The sequence below is a fragment of the Streptomyces sp. NBC_00086 genome, from assembly GCF_026343255.1.
Lineage (GTDB): Bacteria > Actinomycetota > Actinomycetes > Streptomycetales > Streptomycetaceae > Streptomyces.
Window position 1 is genome coordinate 1,291,372 of the sequence record NZ_JAPELZ010000001.1, and the last position, 16,668, is coordinate 1,308,039.

Below are 16,668 nucleotides of genomic sequence, written 5' to 3' on the forward strand. Positions count from 1 at the left end.
GATCTCCCGTATCTCCAGGCCTCCGAGAGGAACACGCGATGTGGCAGCCCGACGGGTGGGACGTGCGCGTCCGCCTCGGCGTCCTCACCCCGCACGCCGATGTCGGCCCCGAGTCGGAGCTGCGCGCCATGGCTCCGGCCGACGTGGGCCTGCACGCCGCCCGGGTGCCGTTCCGCGCGATGGGGCGCGGCGGCGCGATGGACCCCACCATTCCGCTCGCCCCCGTACGGGCCTTCGCCGAGTCCCCGCACGTGGACGAGGCCGCCGAGCTGCTGGCCGCCGCCCCGGTGTCGGTGATCGCCTATGCCTTCACCAGCTCCGCCTACGTCATCGGCCCGCGCGGGGAGGGGTACATGCTGGACCGGCTGCGCGAGCGCACCCACGGGCTGCCCGTGGTCGCCACCTGCGCCGCCACCGCCCTGGCGCTGCGGGCGCTGGGGGCCGGCCGGATCGCTCTGGTGGACCCGCCGTGGTTCGACGAGACGCTGAGCGATCTGGGCCGGGGCTACTACGAGGACACCGGCTTCGAGGTCCCGTACGCCGCCCCTTGCGGCCTGCCCAGCGGGCAGACCCTCATCGGGCCGCGGGCCCTGCACGACTGGGTGGCGGAGCACGTCCCCGACACCGCGGACGCGGTCGTCATCGGCGGCAACGGCTTCCGCGCCGTCGGGGCGATCGAGACCCTGGAGGCCACCTTGGGCCGCCCGGTCCTGACCGCGAACCAGACCCTCCTCTGGGCGGCCCTGCGCGCCGCGGCCACCCCGACCACCCCCATCACCGCCTACGGCCGGCTGTTCTCGACGGCCTGAGGCGCCGCGGCACCTCCCCGGCCACCTGCGCGCCGTGCGCCGAGCCGAAATATGATGGGCCCGGGTCTTTCGCGCAGCGGAAGCAGAGGCACATGGACACATCCCGGAGCGGTCCGTGACCCCGCGCCGGCCCGCCCGGCCCGCCAGCGCGGACCTGCTGAGCATGCTGGGCCGGCTCACCGCCCAGGCGCGGGAGGGCGCGGAGCTGCAGCGGGCCCGGGTGGAGCTGGCCGAGGCCCTGCAGCGCGAGTTGCTGCCCGCCTCCCTGCCCGTGCTGCCGGGGCTGAGGACCGCGGCCCGGTACGCGCCCGCCCGGCTCGGCCTGGACATCGGCGGCGACTGGTACGACGGCTTCCGGGTGGCGGGCGGAGCCCTCGCCTTCTCCATCGGCGACGTACAGGGGCACGATGTGGCGGCCACCGCCTTCATGGGGCAGGTCCGGGTGTGCCTGCGCGCCGTGGCCGCCGTCGTCCTCGATCCCGGCGAGGTGCTGAGCCAGGCCAATGACGTGCTGCTCTCGATGGACAGCGAGCTGTTCGCGACCTGCAGCCTGCTCCGCTTCGATCCCCGCACGTGGGAGCTCCAGACGGCCCGGGCCGGCCATGTCCCCACCGTCTGGGCCACCGTCGACGGCCGGTACGGCATCGCCGAGGACGCCGGCGGTCCGCCGCTGGGCACGGTCGCCGGAGCCCGGTACCCGGTGACCCGCCGCAGGCTGACGGAGGCGGGCTCCATCGTGCTGGTCACCGACGGGGTGGTCGAAGGGCCGTCGTTCCCCATCGAGGCGGGGCTGGAGCGCGTGGCCCGGATCGTCGCGGAGGAGGCGGGGGCCGATCCCGACGAGCTGGCCGCCGAGGTGATGAAGGTGGCCGATTTCACCGGCCACGCCGACGACGCCGCTGTGCTCGTCCTCAGCCACGACGCGGCCGGACCACGCTGACCCTCCCCCGGGCCGGCCCGGCCCTCTCCAGGACAGGCTGGCCCTCCCCGGACAAGCTGGCCCTCCCCGGACCAGGCGAGATCCGAAAGAGACGGCCCAGCCGCCCGGTCGCGCGTGTCACGCCCCGCCGGGGCGCCGGGCCGTTGTCTGATGCAGTGGTGCGCACCGTGGAATGGCGACGTCCGGCCGAAGCCCTCCTCCGGATCCTCGGGGTCGCCGTCGCCTACTACGCGACCGGTCGGCTCGGCCTGCTGCTGCACGTGAGCGTCGAGGGGGCGGTCGTCACGCCCCTGTGGCTGCCCACCGGGATCGCCGTCGCCTGCCTGTTGTGGTGCGGTCCCCGGATCTGGCCGGGCATCGCGCTCGGGACCTACCTCGCCATCGAGCGGATCAGCGCGTTCGACCCCGTCGACCTCGGCATCGTCGCGGGCAACACCCTCGCTCCGCTGTGCGCCTACGCGCTGCTGCGCCGGGCGGGCTTCCGCCCGGAACTGGACCGGCTGCGGGACGGGCTGGCGCTGGTCTTCCTCGGTGGCCTGCTGCCGATGCTGATCAGCTCCACCACCGGGACCTGGACGCTGGTGCTCACCGGTGACCTGCCGCTGCCGAGCTTCTGGCCGGTGTGGTCGGCCTGGTGGGCCGGCGACACGATGGGCGTCCTCCTGGTGACCCCGCTGCTGCTGGTCCTGCGCCGGGCCCGGCTGCCCCGGGACCCCTACCGGGTGGCCGAGGCGGCGGCTCTGGCGGTGACGGTCAGCGCCGTCACCCTCACGGCCACCCGCAGCTCCCTGTCCCTGCTCTTCCTCGTCTTCCCGCTGCTCATCTGGGCCGCGGTGCGCTTCCGGCTCCCCGGCAGCGCACCGTGCGCCCTGCTCGTGTCGGTCCTGGCGATCACGGCGGCGACCGACCGCGCCGGGCCCTTCGCCGGCCACACCCTCTTCGAGATCATGGTCAACCTCCAGGCGCTCAACGGAGCGGCCGCCCTGACCGCGCTGCTGCTGGCGGCCCTCGTCACCGAGCAGGACAACGTCCGCCTGAAGATCGAGGAGCTCTGTGAGGACCTGGCCGACGTGGTGGCCCGCCTGGCCCCGCCGAAGGAATGACGGACGGCCGAAGAAACCCTTGACTCAGGCGAAATAGGGAGGAAACTCATCAATACACCGGAATACCGGATAGAGCCGCACCTCCTTCTGGAGACGTCCAGAAGCCCGCGTGACCCTTTTCCAGGCTCTGGCCAGGCCCCCGGCAGCAGATGTCGACCATGGGAGCCATCGGCGACGGCGGATGGCTCATGGAATCGACGAACTGCCGGGGACTGTCATGTCCGGACAGCCGGACAACACGGCTAGTGCTGTGGCCGGAAAGGTTTGCCGGGTCGCGGCGTTCGGTGCGGTGCATCGCAAGGCGGAGGACCGCGCCTCGTACTGGACGTACCGGCGTGGTCCGACAACGCGGCGAGGTGCCGTGCCGGGCGTCGCGACCCGGTGAACCTTTCCGGTCACAGCACTAGGCCGGCAGGATCACCCGCGGCGCGTCGGCCGTGTCGAGCACCGCCGCGATCCCCTGCGCGAGGCGGGGAATGCGGTTCGCCGGGATTCCCGCGATGTTGATCCGCCCCGAGGTGGTGCCGTAGACGGCGTGCTGCCGGCGCAGCCGGAGCATCTGGTGCGGCGTGAGCGGCAGCATGGAGAACATCCCCTTCTGCCGTGCCAGCGACCGCGCCTGTTCCGCACGGCCCAGCGCGGTCAAGTGGGCGGCCAGATCAGCCCGGTTGGCCATGATCCGGCCCCGCATGACGTCCAGTTCCGCCCGCCAGACGGCCCGTAGGCCCTCGTCCTCCAGGATCGTGGTCACGACGGCCGCGCCGTGCTCGGGCGGCATCGAGTAGAGCGTCCGGGCCGCGTTCTGCAAGGCCGTCTCGGCGTGCCGCACGGCCTGCCCGGAGGCGCCGAGGACGATCGCGCAGCCGACGCGGTCGCTGTAGAGGCCGAAGTTCTTGGAGCAGCTGACGGCGATCAGCATTTCCGGCACGCGCGACGCCAGCATTCGCGTGGCCAGCAGGTCGGCCTCCAGGCCGTCGCCGAGCCCGTGATAGGCGAGGTCGACGAAGGGGACCCAGCCGATTCGGACGGCCGATTCGGCCAGCGCCTCCCAGTCGTCGAGGAGGGGGTCCACACCCGTGGGGTTGTGGCAGCAGCCCTGGAGCAGGACCACGTCGTCCCGCCGGGCGTCGCGCAACTCCCGCAGCACGCCTGCCGCGTCGAAGCCGCCCTCGGCGTCGCGCCAGCCGTACGGACGGACCTTCAGCCCGGCGGCCTCCAGGATGGGCCGGTGGTTGACGTAGGCCGGATCGCTGACCCACACCGTGGTGCCCGGGCGGGTCCGCCAGATCAGATCGGCCAGCAGCCGCAGTGCTCCGGAGCCCGCGACGGTCTGCACGGCCGCGGCCCGGTCGGCCGGTCCGCCCGAACCGGGGCCCAGGACCAGGTCCAGCAGGGAGCGGTTGAAGGCGGCGTTGCCGGAGAGCCCGCGGTACTCCTTGGACTCCGAGCGCTCCGCCAGGCGCACTTCGGCCTCGCGTACGGCGGCCATGACGGGCGTGGTTCCCGTCTCGTCCCGGTAGACGCCGAGGACGAGGTTCAGGCGTTCGGGCCGGTCGTCCGCGCCGAACTCGTAGGTCAGGTCCCACAGCGGGTCGGTGGGCGGCGGCGGGAGGAGCTCAAGCATCTGCGGGAACCTCGGGTCGGGGGCGGCGGTTGGCGAGGACGACGCCGGCGGTGATGAGGGGTACGCCGATGAGCACGGCGAGGGTCGGGGACTCACCGAGCAGCGGGACGGCGAGCAGGACGACGGCGACGGGGCTGAGGCTGCCGACCACGGAGCTGCGTTCGGCGCCCAGCCTGCGGATGGCGAAGGCGTACAGCAGGCCCGCGCACAGCCCCACCCCGAGCCCTTGCACCACCAGGAACAGCACGATGTCGCTGCCCGCGGCGTGCGCGATGCCCGTCGGGAGCACCCCGGTCAGGACCAGGACTCCGATCACCGCGAAGGAGGGCAGGCACAGCAGTCCGATCGATCCGACGGGATCGAGGTCCACCTCGCGCAGGCCCACCGTGTAGAGGGCCCACAGCCCGCTGGCCACCAGGAGCGTGCCGGCGCCCAGGAGCACGTCCGTGTCCACGGGAACGACGTAGCGCCAGACGAGGGCGACCACACCGGACGCGATCAGGGCGAGCCCGACCGCCTGTGTTCCCCGGGGGGCGCCGTGACCGCGGCCGACCATGATGGCGGAGACGAACAGCGGGACCATCCCGGGGACGATCGAGCCGACGAAGGCCGCGGAGGTCAGCGCGCCGCCGTGCATGGCCGCCAGGAAGAAGGGCACCCCCGCACCGCAGATGATCTTGAGCGCGACGCCCGGCCGCACCGCGGCGATGCGGCGGCGGCGCCGCCACAGGGCCGGGAGCAGGACGAGGAGGGGGACGCCGAACCGCAGCAGGGCCGCGTCGGCGGGGAGCAGCGAGGAGGCGCTCAGGGCGCGGGCGCTGAGCGCGAAGGCCGCCCAGATCGCCACGGTCAGGAGGAGGGCCAGCATGCCCTCGGCTTGCGGGGAGAGCCCGAACCGGCCGGGGTGTCCGGCCTTCGGGCCCGCCGCGTCGGGAGGCGCGGTCGCCGGGGTGGTGTTCGTCGCGACCAAGGAAATTGCTCCAGCCTCTGAGAGCGGACCGGTCCGGCCCGTTCCAGGGCAACGCTAGGGCTTCGGGCGGGGCAGTCGATTGCCAGTTCTGCCTCTCGGACATACGTTTGGGGCAGAATCTGCCAAGGAGTGGCCATGGACGCAGTCGATCTGCAGATCATCAGGGAATTGCAGGCCGACGGACGCCTGTCCAACCAGGATCTCGCCGACCGCGTACGGCTCTCTCCGTCGCCGTGTCTGCGCCGGGTCCGGCGCCTGGAGGAAGCCGGTCTGATCCGCGGCTACACCGCCATGGTCGACCAGGTCGCCTTCGGACTCCCGGTCACCGTGTTCGTCCGGATCCGCCTCGAACGCCACACGGCGGAAGCGGTGCGGCTGTTCGAAGAGCACGTCGCGGTCATCGAGCACATCCAGGACTGCTACCTGATGGCGGGAAGCAGCGACTACCTGCTCCGGGTCGTCATCGAGGACCTCGAAGCCTACGAAGCCCTGGTGCGCCACCGGATCCACGCCATTCCCGGTATCGCCTCGATCGAGTCGAGCTTCGCGTACGGCAGCGTCAAGCAGACGAGGACGTACCCGCGGCCCAGCCCGGGCGCATCGAGGCGATCAGCGTCCTCCTGAGCCCGGTCACGGCGGTCAGGGTCAGGTGGTCTCGGGGCCCGGCCGGCCCGGCCGCTCATCCGCCGATCGGAGCGGAGGCGGCGGCGAGGTGGCGGGCGACCTGCGAGGGGTGGGTGAGCTGGGGGTAGTGCCCGGCCCCTTCGATCACGGCCACCGGGTGGCCGACGGCTTCGACCAGCGGGTCGGCCGAACCCACGACGATCCGGACCGGGACGCTCACCCGGTCCAGCAGTGCGCGCGACCGTCCGCGCTCGGCGACGTCCGTGCGCACGGCCGTGACCACGCGGCGCGCCACGCCTCGACGGCGCAGGTCCGCCGCGGCGCTCTCCACCTCCGGCCCCTCGGGGACACCGAGCGTCCGGGCCAGCCGGGCGGCGGACATGCGGCGCATCATCGGTGCGGCCAGGCCCGAGCGGGCGAGCCGGGGAGCGGGTGCCTGCAGGAACGCCGGGGAGATGAGCACGAGGCCGCTGATGCGGTCCGGGTGGTCGGCGGCGAAGCGCAGCGCGGGTCCGCAGGCCAGGGAGTGCGCGACCAGGGTGGGGCGGGTCCGCACCGGGCCCAGCAGATCGGCCAGCCAGGCGTCCACCGACCGGGTCGTCGCCGCCGAGCGGCCCAGGCCCGGCAGGTCGGGGGCCAGGACCGGGCCGGGGAGATGGCCGGCCAGCGGTGCCCAGAGGTCGGCGTTCATCGGGAGCCCGTGCAGCAGCACGTGGTCGGGGCTGCGCCGCTCACCGCTCACCCAGGTGCGACTGCCCGCCACGGCGTGGAAGCCGTACGGGCTCAGCCAGGGCGACGCGGCACCGAAGCGGGCGGCCACCAGGTCGTCGGCCCACCCGCGCAGGACGTCGGCGACCGGGGGCATCTCCAGACCGGCGCTCGCGGCGAAGGCGCGGGCGGAGGCCGTCGGGTAGCGGTCGGACGACAGGAACGCCAGCGTCTCGGGATCGGCGCCGGTCAGCTTGCGCGGCAGGCGCCGCAGCAGACCGGCGGGAACGGTCCGGCGAGGTGCCCGTACGCCCGCGTGGCCGGCGATCGTGGCGATCAGCTCGGGCAGGAGCGGAGTGCTGTCGTCGAGCACCCAGTAGTGCTCGCCCGCGGGCGATGCGGGGACCTCCGCGAGGAACCGTACGAAGTAGTCGATCGTGGTGATCGGCAGGAAGGTGTCGCGGCCGCCGGGCAGCGCGGGAAGCCGGCCGTTCCACAGGTCCTCGACGAGGGCGGCCAGGCCGATGTACTGGCCCGGCCCGATCACGGTGCTGGGGTTCGCGATGGTCAGCGGGACCTCCAACGCGCGGGCTCGGGCGCGCACCGCGAGATCGCCCTCGCACTTCGACGCCTCGTACGCTCCCAGCGCGGCGTAGTCGGGGTGGCCCTCGGAGGCACTCACCCGGTACCCGCTGATGTGCACCAGCCGCCGCAGCCCGGGGAGTTCGGCCGCCCACTCGACCACGTTGAGCGCCCCGGTGACGTTGACCGCCCGGGCCTCCCGCACGCCGAGGCCGAAGGCGAAGCGACCGGCCGCGTTGTAGACGTCGCGCACCTCGGGCAGTCCTGACAGCGGTCGCGTGATGTCGGCGGCGACTATGTCCAGCCCGCCGGTGTCGACGCCCTGGGAGGTCAGCCAGGGGGTGAGCGTGTCGTTGCGTACGGCTGCCGCCACCCGCTGCCCCCGGGTGAGCAGCTCGGCGACGAGCGAGCGGCCGATGAAGCCGGTCGCGCCGAAGACGATCGCGTCCATCGCGTCCATGAAAGCTCCCAAAATAGATCGGTCTACATATTTTTAGAGCGAAAAAGAAGCCCGCCGGTCACGGCGGGCCGAGTCAGCCCAGCAGGGTGCCGATCTGACGGGAGACGCTGTCCAGCGGCCCCCTGCTGCGGTGCGCCCGGGCCAGCAGGAGCGCCCCTTCCACCAGGGCCAGGATCGTGACGGCGAGGTCGTCGGCGTCCGGGCGGCCCGCCAGCCGTGCGCGCAGGGCCTCCTGCCAGGAGGCGTAGACCTCCGAGCAGGCCTCGTGCAGCGGGTCGCTGGTGGCGGCCATCTCCAGCGCCACGGTGGCCACCGGACAGCCCTTGCGCCAGCCCGACTCCTCCAGCCGGTCGCCCAGGTGCCGCAGCACCCCGCCGACGAACTCCGCCGCGGACGGGCTGGAGTCGGCCAGGCCCTCCAGGGCGTCACCGATCATCCCCCCGGCCCGCCGAACGGACTCGCCGACCAGCTGGTCCTTGCCGCCGGGGAAGTGGAAGTAGAGCGAGCCCCGGGGTGCGCCGCTGGCCGCGATCACCTGGTTCAGCCCGGCACTGAAATAGCCCCCGGTCTCGACCAGCTCCTGCGTCGCGTCCAGCAGTCGGTCCCGCGTCTCGGCGCCCTTCTGTCCCATGGGGCCAGACTAGACCGGTCTACATATTCTTTCAACCGCCCTGTCGAACCGGCCCGGCCTGGCCCGGCCGGGCCGCCGGTCCCGGTCAGGCGTCCACGGCCGCCGCGAAGGCTTCGTAGGCACGCTCGTCGAACAGCACGAACCGCACCTCCTCCACCTCGGTCCGCGCGGACCGCACGGTCTCCACCGCGATCCGCGCCCCGTCGTCCATGGGCCATCCGTAGATGCCGGTGGAGATCGCGGGGAAGGCGACGCTACGGGCTCCCAGTTCGTCGGCGACCCGCAGCGACTCCCGGTAGCAGGAGGCCAGCAGCGCGGAGCGGTCCTCGTCCCGCGACCAGACCGGGCCGACCGTGTGGATCACGTGTTCCGCCGGAAGCCGGCCGGCCGTGGTGGCGACGGCCCGGCCCGTCGGGAGGCCCTTGCCGTAGTGGGAGCGGCGCAGGTCCTCGCAGGCGGCCAGGATCTCCGGGCCGCCGCGCCGGTGGATCGCTCCGTCGACCCCGCCGCCGCCGAGCAGCGAGGAGTTCGCGGCGTTGACCACGGCGTCGGCCTTCTCGGCGGTGATGTCGCCCTGGACGAGGGTGATGCGCGGCATCGGGGTTCCTTCCTGCACGGGTGCGTGCACGCTATCGGGGGTCCCTGGGGCCGGGCCGCCGATTTACCCCCTCAGGCGCCCTTCCCGCGCAGGTGGCGCCAGACGGCCTTGGCCGCGTTGTGTCCCGACATGCCGTGCACGCCGGGGCCGGGCGGGGTGGCCGAGGAGCACAGGAACACGGCCGGATGCGCCGTGTTGTACGGGGACAGGGTGAGCTTGGGGCGCAGCAGGAGCTGGAGACCGGAGGCGGCTCCGCAGGCGATGTCGCCGCCCACGTAGTTGGGGTTGCGGGCGGCGAGCTGTGGCGGGCCCGCCGTGGCGCGGGCGAGCACCAGGTCGCGGAACCCCGGTGCGAAGCGCTCCAGTTGGCGCTCGACGGCTTCGGTGAGGTCGCCGTCCCAGCCCGCCGGGACGTGCCCGTACACCCAGAAGGTGTGCTTGCCCTCGGGCGCCCGGCCGGGGTCGACCAGGCTGGGCTGGGCGGCGATGAGGAAGGGGGTGCGCGGGACCCGCCCGCCGGAGGCCAGTTGCAGGGCCGCGTCGATGTCGCGGGTGCGCGGACCGATCTGTACGGTGCCGGCCCGGCGCGGCTCCTCGGCGGTCCAGGGGACGGGGCCGTCCAGGGCGTAGTCCAGCTTGAACACGGAGGCGCCGTAGCGGTAGCCGTCGTAGACCCGGCCCAGGCGGGCGATGCGGGCCAGCGCCGTCGGAGAGGTGTCGAAGACGTACGCCCGGGCCGGCGGCAGCTCGTCGAGCCGCTTGACCTCGAAGCCGGTGTGGACGGTCCCGCCGAGGTCGCGCAGGTACCCGGCGAGGGCGTCGGAGATCGACTGCGAGCCGCCGCGCGGCATCGGCCAGCCGTTCGCGTGCGCGGCGAGGGCGAAGACCAGGCCGACGGCGCTGGTGCCGATCCCGCCGAGCGGGGCGATGACGTGCGCGACGAGCCCGGCGAACAGGGCGCGGGCACGGTCGTCGCGGAAGCGGCTCAGCAGCCAGGTGGAGGGGGGCAGCCCGGCCAGCCCGAAGCGGGCGAGGGTGAGCGGGTCGCGGGGCAGCGCGGTGTCCGGCAGCGACATGAAGTCCCGGGCGAGGGTGTCCCATTTGCCGAGGAACGGCTCGACCAGCCGCCGGTACGTGCCCGCGTCGCGGGCCCCGAAGGACGCGGCCGTCTCCGCGACGGAGCGGGAGAGCACGGCCGCCGTGCCGTCGTCGAAGGGGTGCGCCATGGGCAGCGGGGCGTGCAGCCACTCCAGCCCGTACTGCTTCAGGGGCATGGTGGAGAAGACCGGCGAACCGGCGCCGAGCGGGTGCACCGCGGAGCAGGGGTCGTGCCGGAAGCCGGGGAGGGTGAGCTCCTCGGTCCGGGCCCCGCCGCCGACGGTGTCCGCGGCTTCGAAGACGGCCACCGAGTAGCCGCGCCGGGCCAGTTCAACGGCGGCCGTCAGCCCGTTGGGCCCGGCCCCCACCACGACCGCATCGAGGATCGACGGCACTTGCGACTCCTTCGTCCGGCGGCGCCACGGCCCCCAGGGTATTGCGCCTGTCCATAGGCGGATCCGCGATCCGCGCCGACTCCGTTCGCCCTGGGCTCAGCGGCGGCCTCGGCCCTGCCCCGGCCGCGGGGTCATGCCCCCCGCAGCAGCTCCCGGATCCGTACGGCGGTGGCCTCGTCCCGGCCGACCGCGAACGGCAGGGCGTTGTCCCGGTCCACCCGGAAGGGGACCCCGTCGACGGTGCTCTGGGAACCGCCCGCCTCGGCGACCAGGAGCAGCCCGGCCGCGTGGTCCCAGGCCGAGGGCCAGTTGAAGGCCAGGCCGTCCATCTCCCCCCGGGCCACCTTCAGGTATTCCAGGCCCGCCGAACCGCACGCGCGGGAGGCCACACCGGGGACGTCGAGGCGCGCCAGGATCCGGCGCTCCTCCTCGGTGGTGTAGAGCGGGTGGGCGGTCGCGACCCGCAGCTCGGCGCCGGGCTCGGGCGAACCGCTCAGGATCCGCTCGCCGTTGACGTACGCGCCCTGTCCGCGCACGGCGGTGGCCATCTCCTCCAGCGCCGGGGCGAAGGTCCAGGAGGCGAGGAGCTCCCCGCGGTGCGCGAGCGCGACCAGGGTGCAGAACTCCGACTCGCCGTTCACGAACTGCCGGGTCCCGTCGACGGGGTCCACGATCCACACCGGGGCGTCGGCGCGCAGCGCCCCGTAGACCCCGGGGTCGGCGTGCACCGCTTCCTCGCCCACCACCGCCGAGCCGGGCAGCAGCCGGGTCAGGGCGACCGTGAGGTACTCCTCGGCCTTGCGGTCGGCGTCGGTCACCAGGTCGTGCGGGCCGCTCTTCTGGTCCACCTCGTGGTCGGCGAGCTGGCGGAACCTCGGCATGATCTCGATCGCCGCCGCTTTGCGAACGGCTTCGTCGACGTCGGACAGGTTCCGGGCGAGGAATTCATCGATCATGCCTCCAGCAAAGCACGCCCGGCTGACAATCCCCACCGCCGGACAGGGCGGGCTGCCGGACCCGGGGTGGACCGCGGGTGAACGCGCCGCCGGGCGGGCGGGGCCCGGTGGGCACGGGGAGTTACGGCGCGCTACGGGAAGCCACGGGGAGCTACCGGGGGCTACGGGGCGGGAGGCCCCGTAGCCCCGTCCGGCTAGTTGGTGGCGAGGTCGCCTACGACGAGGGTCCGCGGGGCGAGGTGCTCGTACGCCCCGTCCGCCAGGTGCTGCGGGGAAAGGTGCTCGTACTCCCCGTCCGTCATGTGCTGCGGGCTCAGGTGCTCGAAGTCGCCCTCCGTCAGGAACTTCGGGCCCTGGTCGCCGAACGTGCCGAGCTGCGGCGCCGTGTGCTCGAAGGCGCCGTCCTGACCCTGCGGCGCGACGCTGATGTGGTTGTCCGCGAAGGCCGGGCCCGTGCCCGGCCCGGCCAGGGCGAAGGCGGCGGTGGCGGTGGCGGCTATGGCGGCGGCTCTGATGTTCATGCTGGTCCCCCGGTCCGGCCGGCCCCTGGTCGGGCCGGCTCGGAAAACAGGCTGTCAGGCACGGCCGGAGTCCTGCAACAGCATCGGGGGGATCCGCTCAGCGCGCCCCCGCGCCGAGTTCCTCCAGGAGCGAGCGCCCCGCCGTGCGGTGCTCGGCGGCCGCGGCCGGGTCCGTGTCGTCGAGCAGGGCGGCGATGCCCTCGTGGGCCAGCGCCTCCTCGTGCCGGTAGCCGAGGCCCGGGGCCAGCTCCAGCGTCTGCCGGTGCAGGCGCAGGGCCTCCTCGGGCAGTCCGGCGAGCTGGCAGGTCTCGGCGTAGCCGCCCAGGAAGCGGACCTTCCAGTGTTCCTCGAACAGCTCGTCCAGCAGCGCGAACGCCTCCCGGTGGCTGGCCAGGGCCTCCTCGTACCGGCCCATCCGGCGCAGCCCGACGCCCAGGCAGTTGAGGGACCACGCCTCGTTGTTCACGTGCCCGTCCTCGCGGGCCAGCGCCAGCGCCCGGTGCAGGTGCTCCGACGCCTCTTCGGGCGACTCCGCGGCGATGGCCATGCCCAGGGTGATGCGGGCCGTCAGGGTGGGCGGCCACGCGGGGTCCGGGTGGGAGACGGCCAGCACCTCCCGGGCCCGCCGCGCCGCCTCCTGCCGGTCCCCCAGCTGGAGCAGGGCCCAGGCCTCCGAGGCGGCCGCGTGGGCCGCGCCCGCGGGGAGGCCCGCTTCCCCGTACAGCTTCCCGGCCAGGCGGAACAGTTCCAACGACTCCTCGGCGCTCCCCCGTCCCCCCTGATCCCAGCTCAGATAGCCCCGGCGCAGGGTCAGTTCGGCTTCCGAGCGGCTGTCCCCCGTCTGCGCCACCCGGAGTCCGGCCGCCTCGTACGCGGCTGCGGCCTCGGCCATCCGGCCCGCGTTGTAGCGGGCGAAGCCCAGGTCGCTGTAGGCCTCCGCCAGGCGCAGCGGATCCCCCAGGCGCTCGGCGGCGGCCAGCGAGCGTTCGAAGAGGTGGTTGAGGTGGCTCGTGCCGCAGCGCCGTGCGAAGTACGCGCGCAGGAAGCGCGGCAGCTCGCACACGTGCGCGTCCGCACCGACGGCGACCGCCGTCTCGAAGGCGGCGATCATCGTCTCGTACTCCGAAGTCAGCCAGGAGCAGGCCGCGTTCTTGTCGGCGAACCGCGGCAGTGCGGCCGGGGGCCGGCCCGCGGTGGGCGGCCGTCCCGGCGAGAGCACCGGCATCGCGGCGTCGGCGGCGGCCGCCGCGTGCACGAAGTAGTCGAGGAAGCGGCCCAGCGCACGCTCCCGATCGGCCGGGGAGTCCTGCTGCGCGCAGGCGCCCCGCGCGTGCTGGTGCACCAGGTCGTGCAGCCGGTAGCGGCCGGCCGTCGGCTGCTGGACGAGGTGTGCGTCGACCAGGTCCTCCAGCATCTCCCGGGCGCCGTGCAGCGGTACGTCCGCCAGGGCCGCGGCCGCGTACGCGTCGAAGGAGCCGCCCGGCAGCATGCCCAGCATGCGGAACAACCGGGCCTGGGACCGGTCCAGTTGCCGTACGGACATGGCGAACGCGGTGTCGAACTCGCTCGCCCCCTCCGCCAGCCGCTCCACGAGGATGCCCACCGTCCAGCCCGGCCGGTGCCGCAGCCGGGCCGCGGCCAGCCGCAGGGCCAGCGGCAGGTGGCCGCACAGCCGCAGCACCTCGGCGGCGGACTCCGGCTCGCGGGCGAGGCGGCCTTCGGGGCCGCCCGGGTCTCCGCTGGCCCGGGCCAGCAGCTCCGCGCTCTCCCGCGGGCTGAGCACGTCCAGCGACACCGGGGGCACCTCGTCCAGGCCCAGCAGCCGGTTGCGGCTCGTGATCAGGACGACGGAGTCGCCGGCGCCGGGCAGCAGCGGGCGGACCTGGTCGGCGTCGGCCGCGTTGTCGACGACCACGACGGCCCGCCGGCCCGCCAGTTCCGCGCGCCAACAGGCCGCGAGCTGTTCGAGGCCCTCCTGCGGGACCCGCTCGGACGGCACGTCGAGCGCCCCGAGCAGCATCCGCAGCGCGGAGTCCGGATCGAGGGGGTCCCGGCCTTCGGTGAATCCGTGCAGGTCCACGTAGAGCTGGGCATCCGGGTAGTCGGCGGCGAGCCGGTGTGCGGCGTGCACCGCCAGGCAGGTCTTGCCGACGCCCGCCATGCCGTCGACGGCGACGCCCCGGTGGCTGTCCACCGCGGCCAGCACGGCGGCCAGTTGGGCTTCGCGTCCGGTGAAGTCGGTTACGTCGCGCGGCAGATCGTTACGGGGCCTCGGCTGGACCTGGCGGCTGGCCTTCGGGGGCGCCGGCAGCTGGTGGGAGGACCCGAGTTCCCAGAGGGGGCGCAGCGGGCGCGGATCGCGTTTGACCAGTCGGCACAGCGCCACCACCGCGGGCCAGGGCGGCACGGTCTGGCCGCTGAGGTAGCGCGAGAGCGAGGAGGAGCTCAGTCCCGCATCCCTCGCGAGGGCCCGTACCCCGAGCCCGGACAGTTCCTGGAGCAGCCGCAGCCGTGCGGCCAGCTCGTCCTGCGGGTCGGCCTCGGCCGTCCGCCGTTCCATGTCCACGGTTCCCCCCGTATCCCTGTCCCGCCGCGCCCGAATTATCCGGGGCCGCATCTGCGCTGGTCAAGGATGTTCCGCCTGTCCCGGGGTGTCCCACCGCCATCGCCGCGGCGGGCCGCTGCGGCTGTTATGGAGTCACACCCCGAGGGGGGAACCGGAAACCCCGGAAGGCCGGAAGCCCGGCAGTCCGGAAACCCAGTAGAGGAGCACACCGAGATGCAGTCCCGCATGCAGAACCCCGCCGTCGTCCTGTCCGGTGCGATGCAGCCCATCCAGGAGATCTTCAAGGCAGTGCACTCCGGTGGGGTGGACGGGCAGATCCTGGAGCTGGTGCACCTGCGGGTGAGCCAGATCAACGGGTGCAGCGCCTGTGTGGACGGCGGCGCGAAGTCGGCCCGCAAGGCCGGGGTGAGCGACGAGCGGCTGGCCACGGTCGCCGCCTGGCGCGAGGCCCCGTACTTCACCGAGGAGGAGCGGGCCGCCCTGCTGCTCGCCGAGGCCGCGACCCGGCTGGCCGACCGTCCCGACGCGGTGAACGACGAGGTCTGGGACACGGCCGCCACCTACTTCGACGAGAAGCAGCTGGCCGCGCTCGTCCTGATGATCGGCGTCACCAACCTGTTCAACCGCCTCAACGCCACGACCCGCCAGATCGCCGGCGCGTGGGGCTGACGGGCGCGAACCGCCCCGCTTCCTAGTATGACGATCCATCCCATCACGCCCACTACCGGGAGGAAACCCGCGATGACGAACACCCAGAAGCCCGCCAAGACCGCGACCCCCGCCAAGACCGCGGCCGAGCCGTCCGCGAGGTTCACGGAGGAGGAGCGGGCCGCGATGAAGGATCACGCCAAGGAGCTGAAGGCGGCGGCCCGCCGCGGATCGCGCGCCGACAAGGCTGCGGCGGAAGAGGCCGACGTGGTCGAGAAGATCGCCGAAATGCAGGACGCCGACCGGGTCATGGCGGAGCGGATCCACGCGATCGTCAAGGAGACCGCACCCGACCTCGCGCCGAAGCTCTGGTACGGGATGCCCGCGTACGCCCGGGACGGCAAGGTCGTCTGCTTCTTCCAGAGCGCGGAGAAGTTCAAGGCGCGCTACGCGACGCTCGGCTTCAGCGACCAGGCGCACCTCGACGAGGGCTCCATGTGGGCGACCTCCTACGCCCTGACGCGGCTGACGGCCGCCGACGAGGTGAGGATCGCCGCACTCGTGAAGAACGCGGCACACTGATACCCAGCCCTGCCGATGCCGATGCGGATGTCGGCGCCGGCGCAGGACCGAGGAGAAGGATCGATCGTGCTGAAGCCCCGTGTCCTCACGATCGGTTCGGATTCCCCGCCCGCCGCGCAGGCGTCGCCGGCCGCGTCGCCGGCCGTGTGGCTGGTCGACACCGACGAGGCGGCCGGCGCGGCGGCCCGGCTGGCCCCGGAGGTCTTGGACCCGGCCGAACACCGGCGGGCGGCGGCCTTCGTGCGCGAGGAGGACCGGCGCCGCTACGTGGCCGCCCACGTGGCACTGCGGGTGCTGCTCGGCTCCCGGCTCGGCCTCGCCCCGGGACGCGTACGGATCACCCGCGCACCTTGCCCCTCGTGCGCCGGCCCCCACGGACGGCCGTTGTCCGAGGACGGGCCCGTCCACTTCTCCCTGTCGCACAGCGACCGGCTCGCACTGATCGCGCTGGGCGCGGTGCCGGTGGGAGCCGATGTGGAGGCGCTGCCCCCGGCATCGGCCGTACGCGAGCTGGCCGGGCAGCTGCACCCTCGGGAGGCCGCGGAGCTGGCGGCCCTGGACCCGGAGGAGCGCCCCGCGGCCTTCGGCCGCGTCTGGGTCCGCAAGGAGGCGTACCTCAAGGGCCTGGGCATCGGGCTCTCCCGGGGCCTGGCCCTCGATTACGTGGGCAGCGGCGACACCCCGGCGAGCGGTTTGCCGGGCTGGTCCCTGAGGGACGTGGCCGTCCCCCCGGGCTTCAGCGCCGCCGTGGCCGTATCGGGAGCGGGGAATCCCTGAACCATGTCGACGTCGCTGTCGGTGTCGGTGTCGCTGTCGTCCGGCTGCCGCTCGCCCGGCCCGGTGTCACACCGCG

The 16,668-nt window shown here is 73.7% G+C and carries 16 protein-coding genes; 7 read left to right on the plus strand and 9 right to left on the minus strand.

What is annotated here, in order from left to right; genetic code table 11:
• Window positions 1–38 precede the first annotated feature (38 nt).
• The 3 genes from OG276_RS05895 to OG276_RS05905 all read left to right on the plus strand — a co-directional run bounded on the left by OG276_RS05895 (window position 39) and on the right by OG276_RS05905 (window position 2,852).
• Entirely contained in the window at window positions 39–809 is a 771-nt protein-coding gene (locus OG276_RS05895; protein WP_266903406.1) for a maleate cis-trans isomerase, read from the plus strand.
• A 115-nt stretch (window positions 810–924) separates the two neighbouring features.
• Window positions 925–1,749 (plus strand): PP2C family protein-serine/threonine phosphatase, encoded by an 825-nt coding sequence (locus tag OG276_RS05900; protein WP_266903407.1) that lies wholly within the window; start codon window positions 925–927, stop codon window positions 1,747–1,749.
• Window positions 1,750–1,904: 155 nt separating this feature from the next.
• Window positions 1,905–2,852 carry an MASE1 domain-containing protein gene (locus OG276_RS05905; RefSeq protein WP_266912563.1) on the plus strand — a complete coding sequence of 316 codons (948 nt, stop codon included), beginning with the start codon at window positions 1,905–1,907 and terminating at the stop codon, window positions 2,850–2,852.
• 403 nt (window positions 2,853–3,255) lie between these two features.
• On the opposite strand, the gene OG276_RS05910 is transcribed toward OG276_RS05905, so the two are convergent.
• Entirely contained in the window at window positions 3,256–4,476 is a 1,221-nt protein-coding gene (locus OG276_RS05910; RefSeq protein ID WP_266903408.1) for an aromatic amino acid transaminase, read from the minus strand.
• Window positions 4,469–5,446: a DMT family transporter gene (locus tag OG276_RS05915; RefSeq protein WP_266903409.1), complete on the minus strand. Its 978-nt coding sequence runs from the start codon at window positions 5,444–5,446 to the stop codon at window positions 4,469–4,471. The genes OG276_RS05910 and OG276_RS05915 overlap by 8 nt, the downstream gene beginning before the upstream one ends.
• Window positions 5,447–5,581: 135 nt before the next feature.
• Between OG276_RS05915 and OG276_RS05920 the strand changes: the two genes are divergently transcribed.
• Entirely contained in the window at window positions 5,582–6,070 is a 489-nt protein-coding gene (locus OG276_RS05920; protein ID WP_323182312.1) for an Lrp/AsnC family transcriptional regulator, read from the plus strand.
• A 55-nt stretch (window positions 6,071–6,125) separates the two neighbouring features.
• On the opposite strand, the gene OG276_RS05925 is transcribed toward OG276_RS05920, so the two are convergent.
• The 7 genes from OG276_RS05925 to OG276_RS05955 all read right to left on the minus strand — a co-directional run bounded on the left by OG276_RS05925 (window position 6,126) and on the right by OG276_RS05955 (window position 14,579).
• Window positions 6,126–7,820: an alpha/beta fold hydrolase gene (locus tag OG276_RS05925; RefSeq protein ID WP_266903411.1), complete on the minus strand. Its 1,695-nt coding sequence runs from the start codon at window positions 7,818–7,820 to the stop codon at window positions 6,126–6,128.
• 73 nt (window positions 7,821–7,893) lie between these two features.
• Window positions 7,894–8,451: a TetR/AcrR family transcriptional regulator gene (locus tag OG276_RS05930; protein ID WP_266903412.1), complete on the minus strand. Its 558-nt coding sequence runs from the start codon at window positions 8,449–8,451 to the stop codon at window positions 7,894–7,896.
• Between the two features lie 85 nt (window positions 8,452–8,536).
• Window positions 8,537–9,049 (minus strand): O-acetyl-ADP-ribose deacetylase, encoded by a 513-nt coding sequence (locus OG276_RS05935; RefSeq protein WP_266903413.1) that lies wholly within the window; start codon window positions 9,047–9,049, stop codon window positions 8,537–8,539.
• Between the two features lie 71 nt (window positions 9,050–9,120).
• Complete coding sequence (locus OG276_RS05940; RefSeq protein ID WP_266903414.1) at window positions 9,121–10,542, minus strand: NAD(P)/FAD-dependent oxidoreductase; 1,422 nt, start codon at window positions 10,540–10,542, stop codon at window positions 9,121–9,123.
• Window positions 10,543–10,673: 131 nt separating this feature from the next.
• Window positions 10,674–11,498 carry an inositol monophosphatase family protein gene (locus OG276_RS05945; RefSeq protein WP_266903415.1) on the minus strand — a complete coding sequence of 275 codons (825 nt, stop codon included), beginning with the start codon at window positions 11,496–11,498 and terminating at the stop codon, window positions 10,674–10,676.
• Window positions 11,499–11,692: 194 nt separating this feature from the next.
• Window positions 11,693–12,019, minus strand: coding sequence for a hypothetical protein (locus tag OG276_RS05950; protein ID WP_266903416.1), 327 nt, complete (start codon window positions 12,017–12,019; stop codon window positions 11,693–11,695).
• A 97-nt stretch (window positions 12,020–12,116) separates the two neighbouring features.
• On the minus strand, window positions 12,117–14,579 hold the full coding sequence (locus tag OG276_RS05955; RefSeq protein ID WP_266903417.1) for a tetratricopeptide repeat protein: 2,463 nt from the start codon (window positions 14,577–14,579) through the stop codon (window positions 12,117–12,119).
• A 219-nt stretch (window positions 14,580–14,798) separates the two neighbouring features.
• Between OG276_RS05955 and OG276_RS05960 the strand changes: the two genes are divergently transcribed.
• The 3 genes from OG276_RS05960 to OG276_RS05970 all read left to right on the plus strand — a co-directional run bounded on the left by OG276_RS05960 (window position 14,799) and on the right by OG276_RS05970 (window position 16,592).
• The gene (locus OG276_RS05960) at window positions 14,799–15,254 is read left to right on the plus strand and encodes a carboxymuconolactone decarboxylase family protein (RefSeq protein WP_266903418.1); all 456 of its coding nucleotides are present in this window, start codon (window positions 14,799–14,801) and stop codon (window positions 15,252–15,254) included.
• A 72-nt stretch (window positions 15,255–15,326) separates the two neighbouring features.
• A complete protein-coding gene (locus OG276_RS05965) occupies window positions 15,327–15,815 on the plus strand; it encodes an iron chaperone (protein ID WP_266903419.1) in 489 nt (162 codons plus the stop codon).
• A gap of 66 nt (window positions 15,816–15,881) precedes the next feature.
• The gene (locus OG276_RS05970; protein ID WP_266903420.1) at window positions 15,882–16,592 is read left to right on the plus strand and encodes a 4'-phosphopantetheinyl transferase superfamily protein; all 711 of its coding nucleotides are present in this window, start codon (window positions 15,882–15,884) and stop codon (window positions 16,590–16,592) included.
• Window positions 16,593–16,668: the final 76 nt, after the last annotated feature.

What these genes read in the sequence shown, in the direction of transcription:
- OG276_RS05945 (WP_266903415.1), bottom strand. Translation starts at nt 11,498, where the DNA reads ATGATCGATGAATTCCTCGCCCGGAACCTGTCCGACGTCGACGAAGCC.
- OG276_RS05955 (WP_266903417.1), bottom strand. Translation starts at nt 14,579, where the DNA reads ATGGAACGGCGGACGGCCGAGGCCGACCCGCAGGACGAGCTGGCCGCA.
- OG276_RS05950 (WP_266903416.1), bottom strand. Translation starts at nt 12,019, where the DNA reads ATGAACATCAGAGCCGCCGCCATAGCCGCCACCGCCACCGCCGCCTTC.
- OG276_RS05920 (WP_323182312.1), top strand. Translation starts at nt 5,582, where the DNA reads ATGGACGCAGTCGATCTGCAGATCATCAGGGAATTGCAGGCCGACGGA.
- OG276_RS05895 (WP_266903406.1), top strand. Translation starts at nt 39, where the DNA reads ATGTGGCAGCCCGACGGGTGGGACGTGCGCGTCCGCCTCGGCGTCCTC.
- OG276_RS05960 (WP_266903418.1), top strand. Translation starts at nt 14,799, where the DNA reads ATGCAGTCCCGCATGCAGAACCCCGCCGTCGTCCTGTCCGGTGCGATG.
- OG276_RS05965 (WP_266903419.1), top strand. Translation starts at nt 15,327, where the DNA reads ATGACGAACACCCAGAAGCCCGCCAAGACCGCGACCCCCGCCAAGACC.
- OG276_RS05925 (WP_266903411.1), bottom strand. Translation starts at nt 7,820, where the DNA reads ATGGACGCGATGGACGCGATCGTCTTCGGCGCGACCGGCTTCATCGGC.
- OG276_RS05910 (WP_266903408.1), bottom strand. Translation starts at nt 4,476, where the DNA reads ATGCTTGAGCTCCTCCCGCCGCCGCCCACCGACCCGCTGTGGGACCTG.
- OG276_RS05930 (WP_266903412.1), bottom strand. Translation starts at nt 8,451, where the DNA reads ATGGGACAGAAGGGCGCCGAGACGCGGGACCGACTGCTGGACGCGACG.
- OG276_RS05935 (WP_266903413.1), bottom strand. Translation starts at nt 9,049, where the DNA reads ATGCCGCGCATCACCCTCGTCCAGGGCGACATCACCGCCGAGAAGGCC.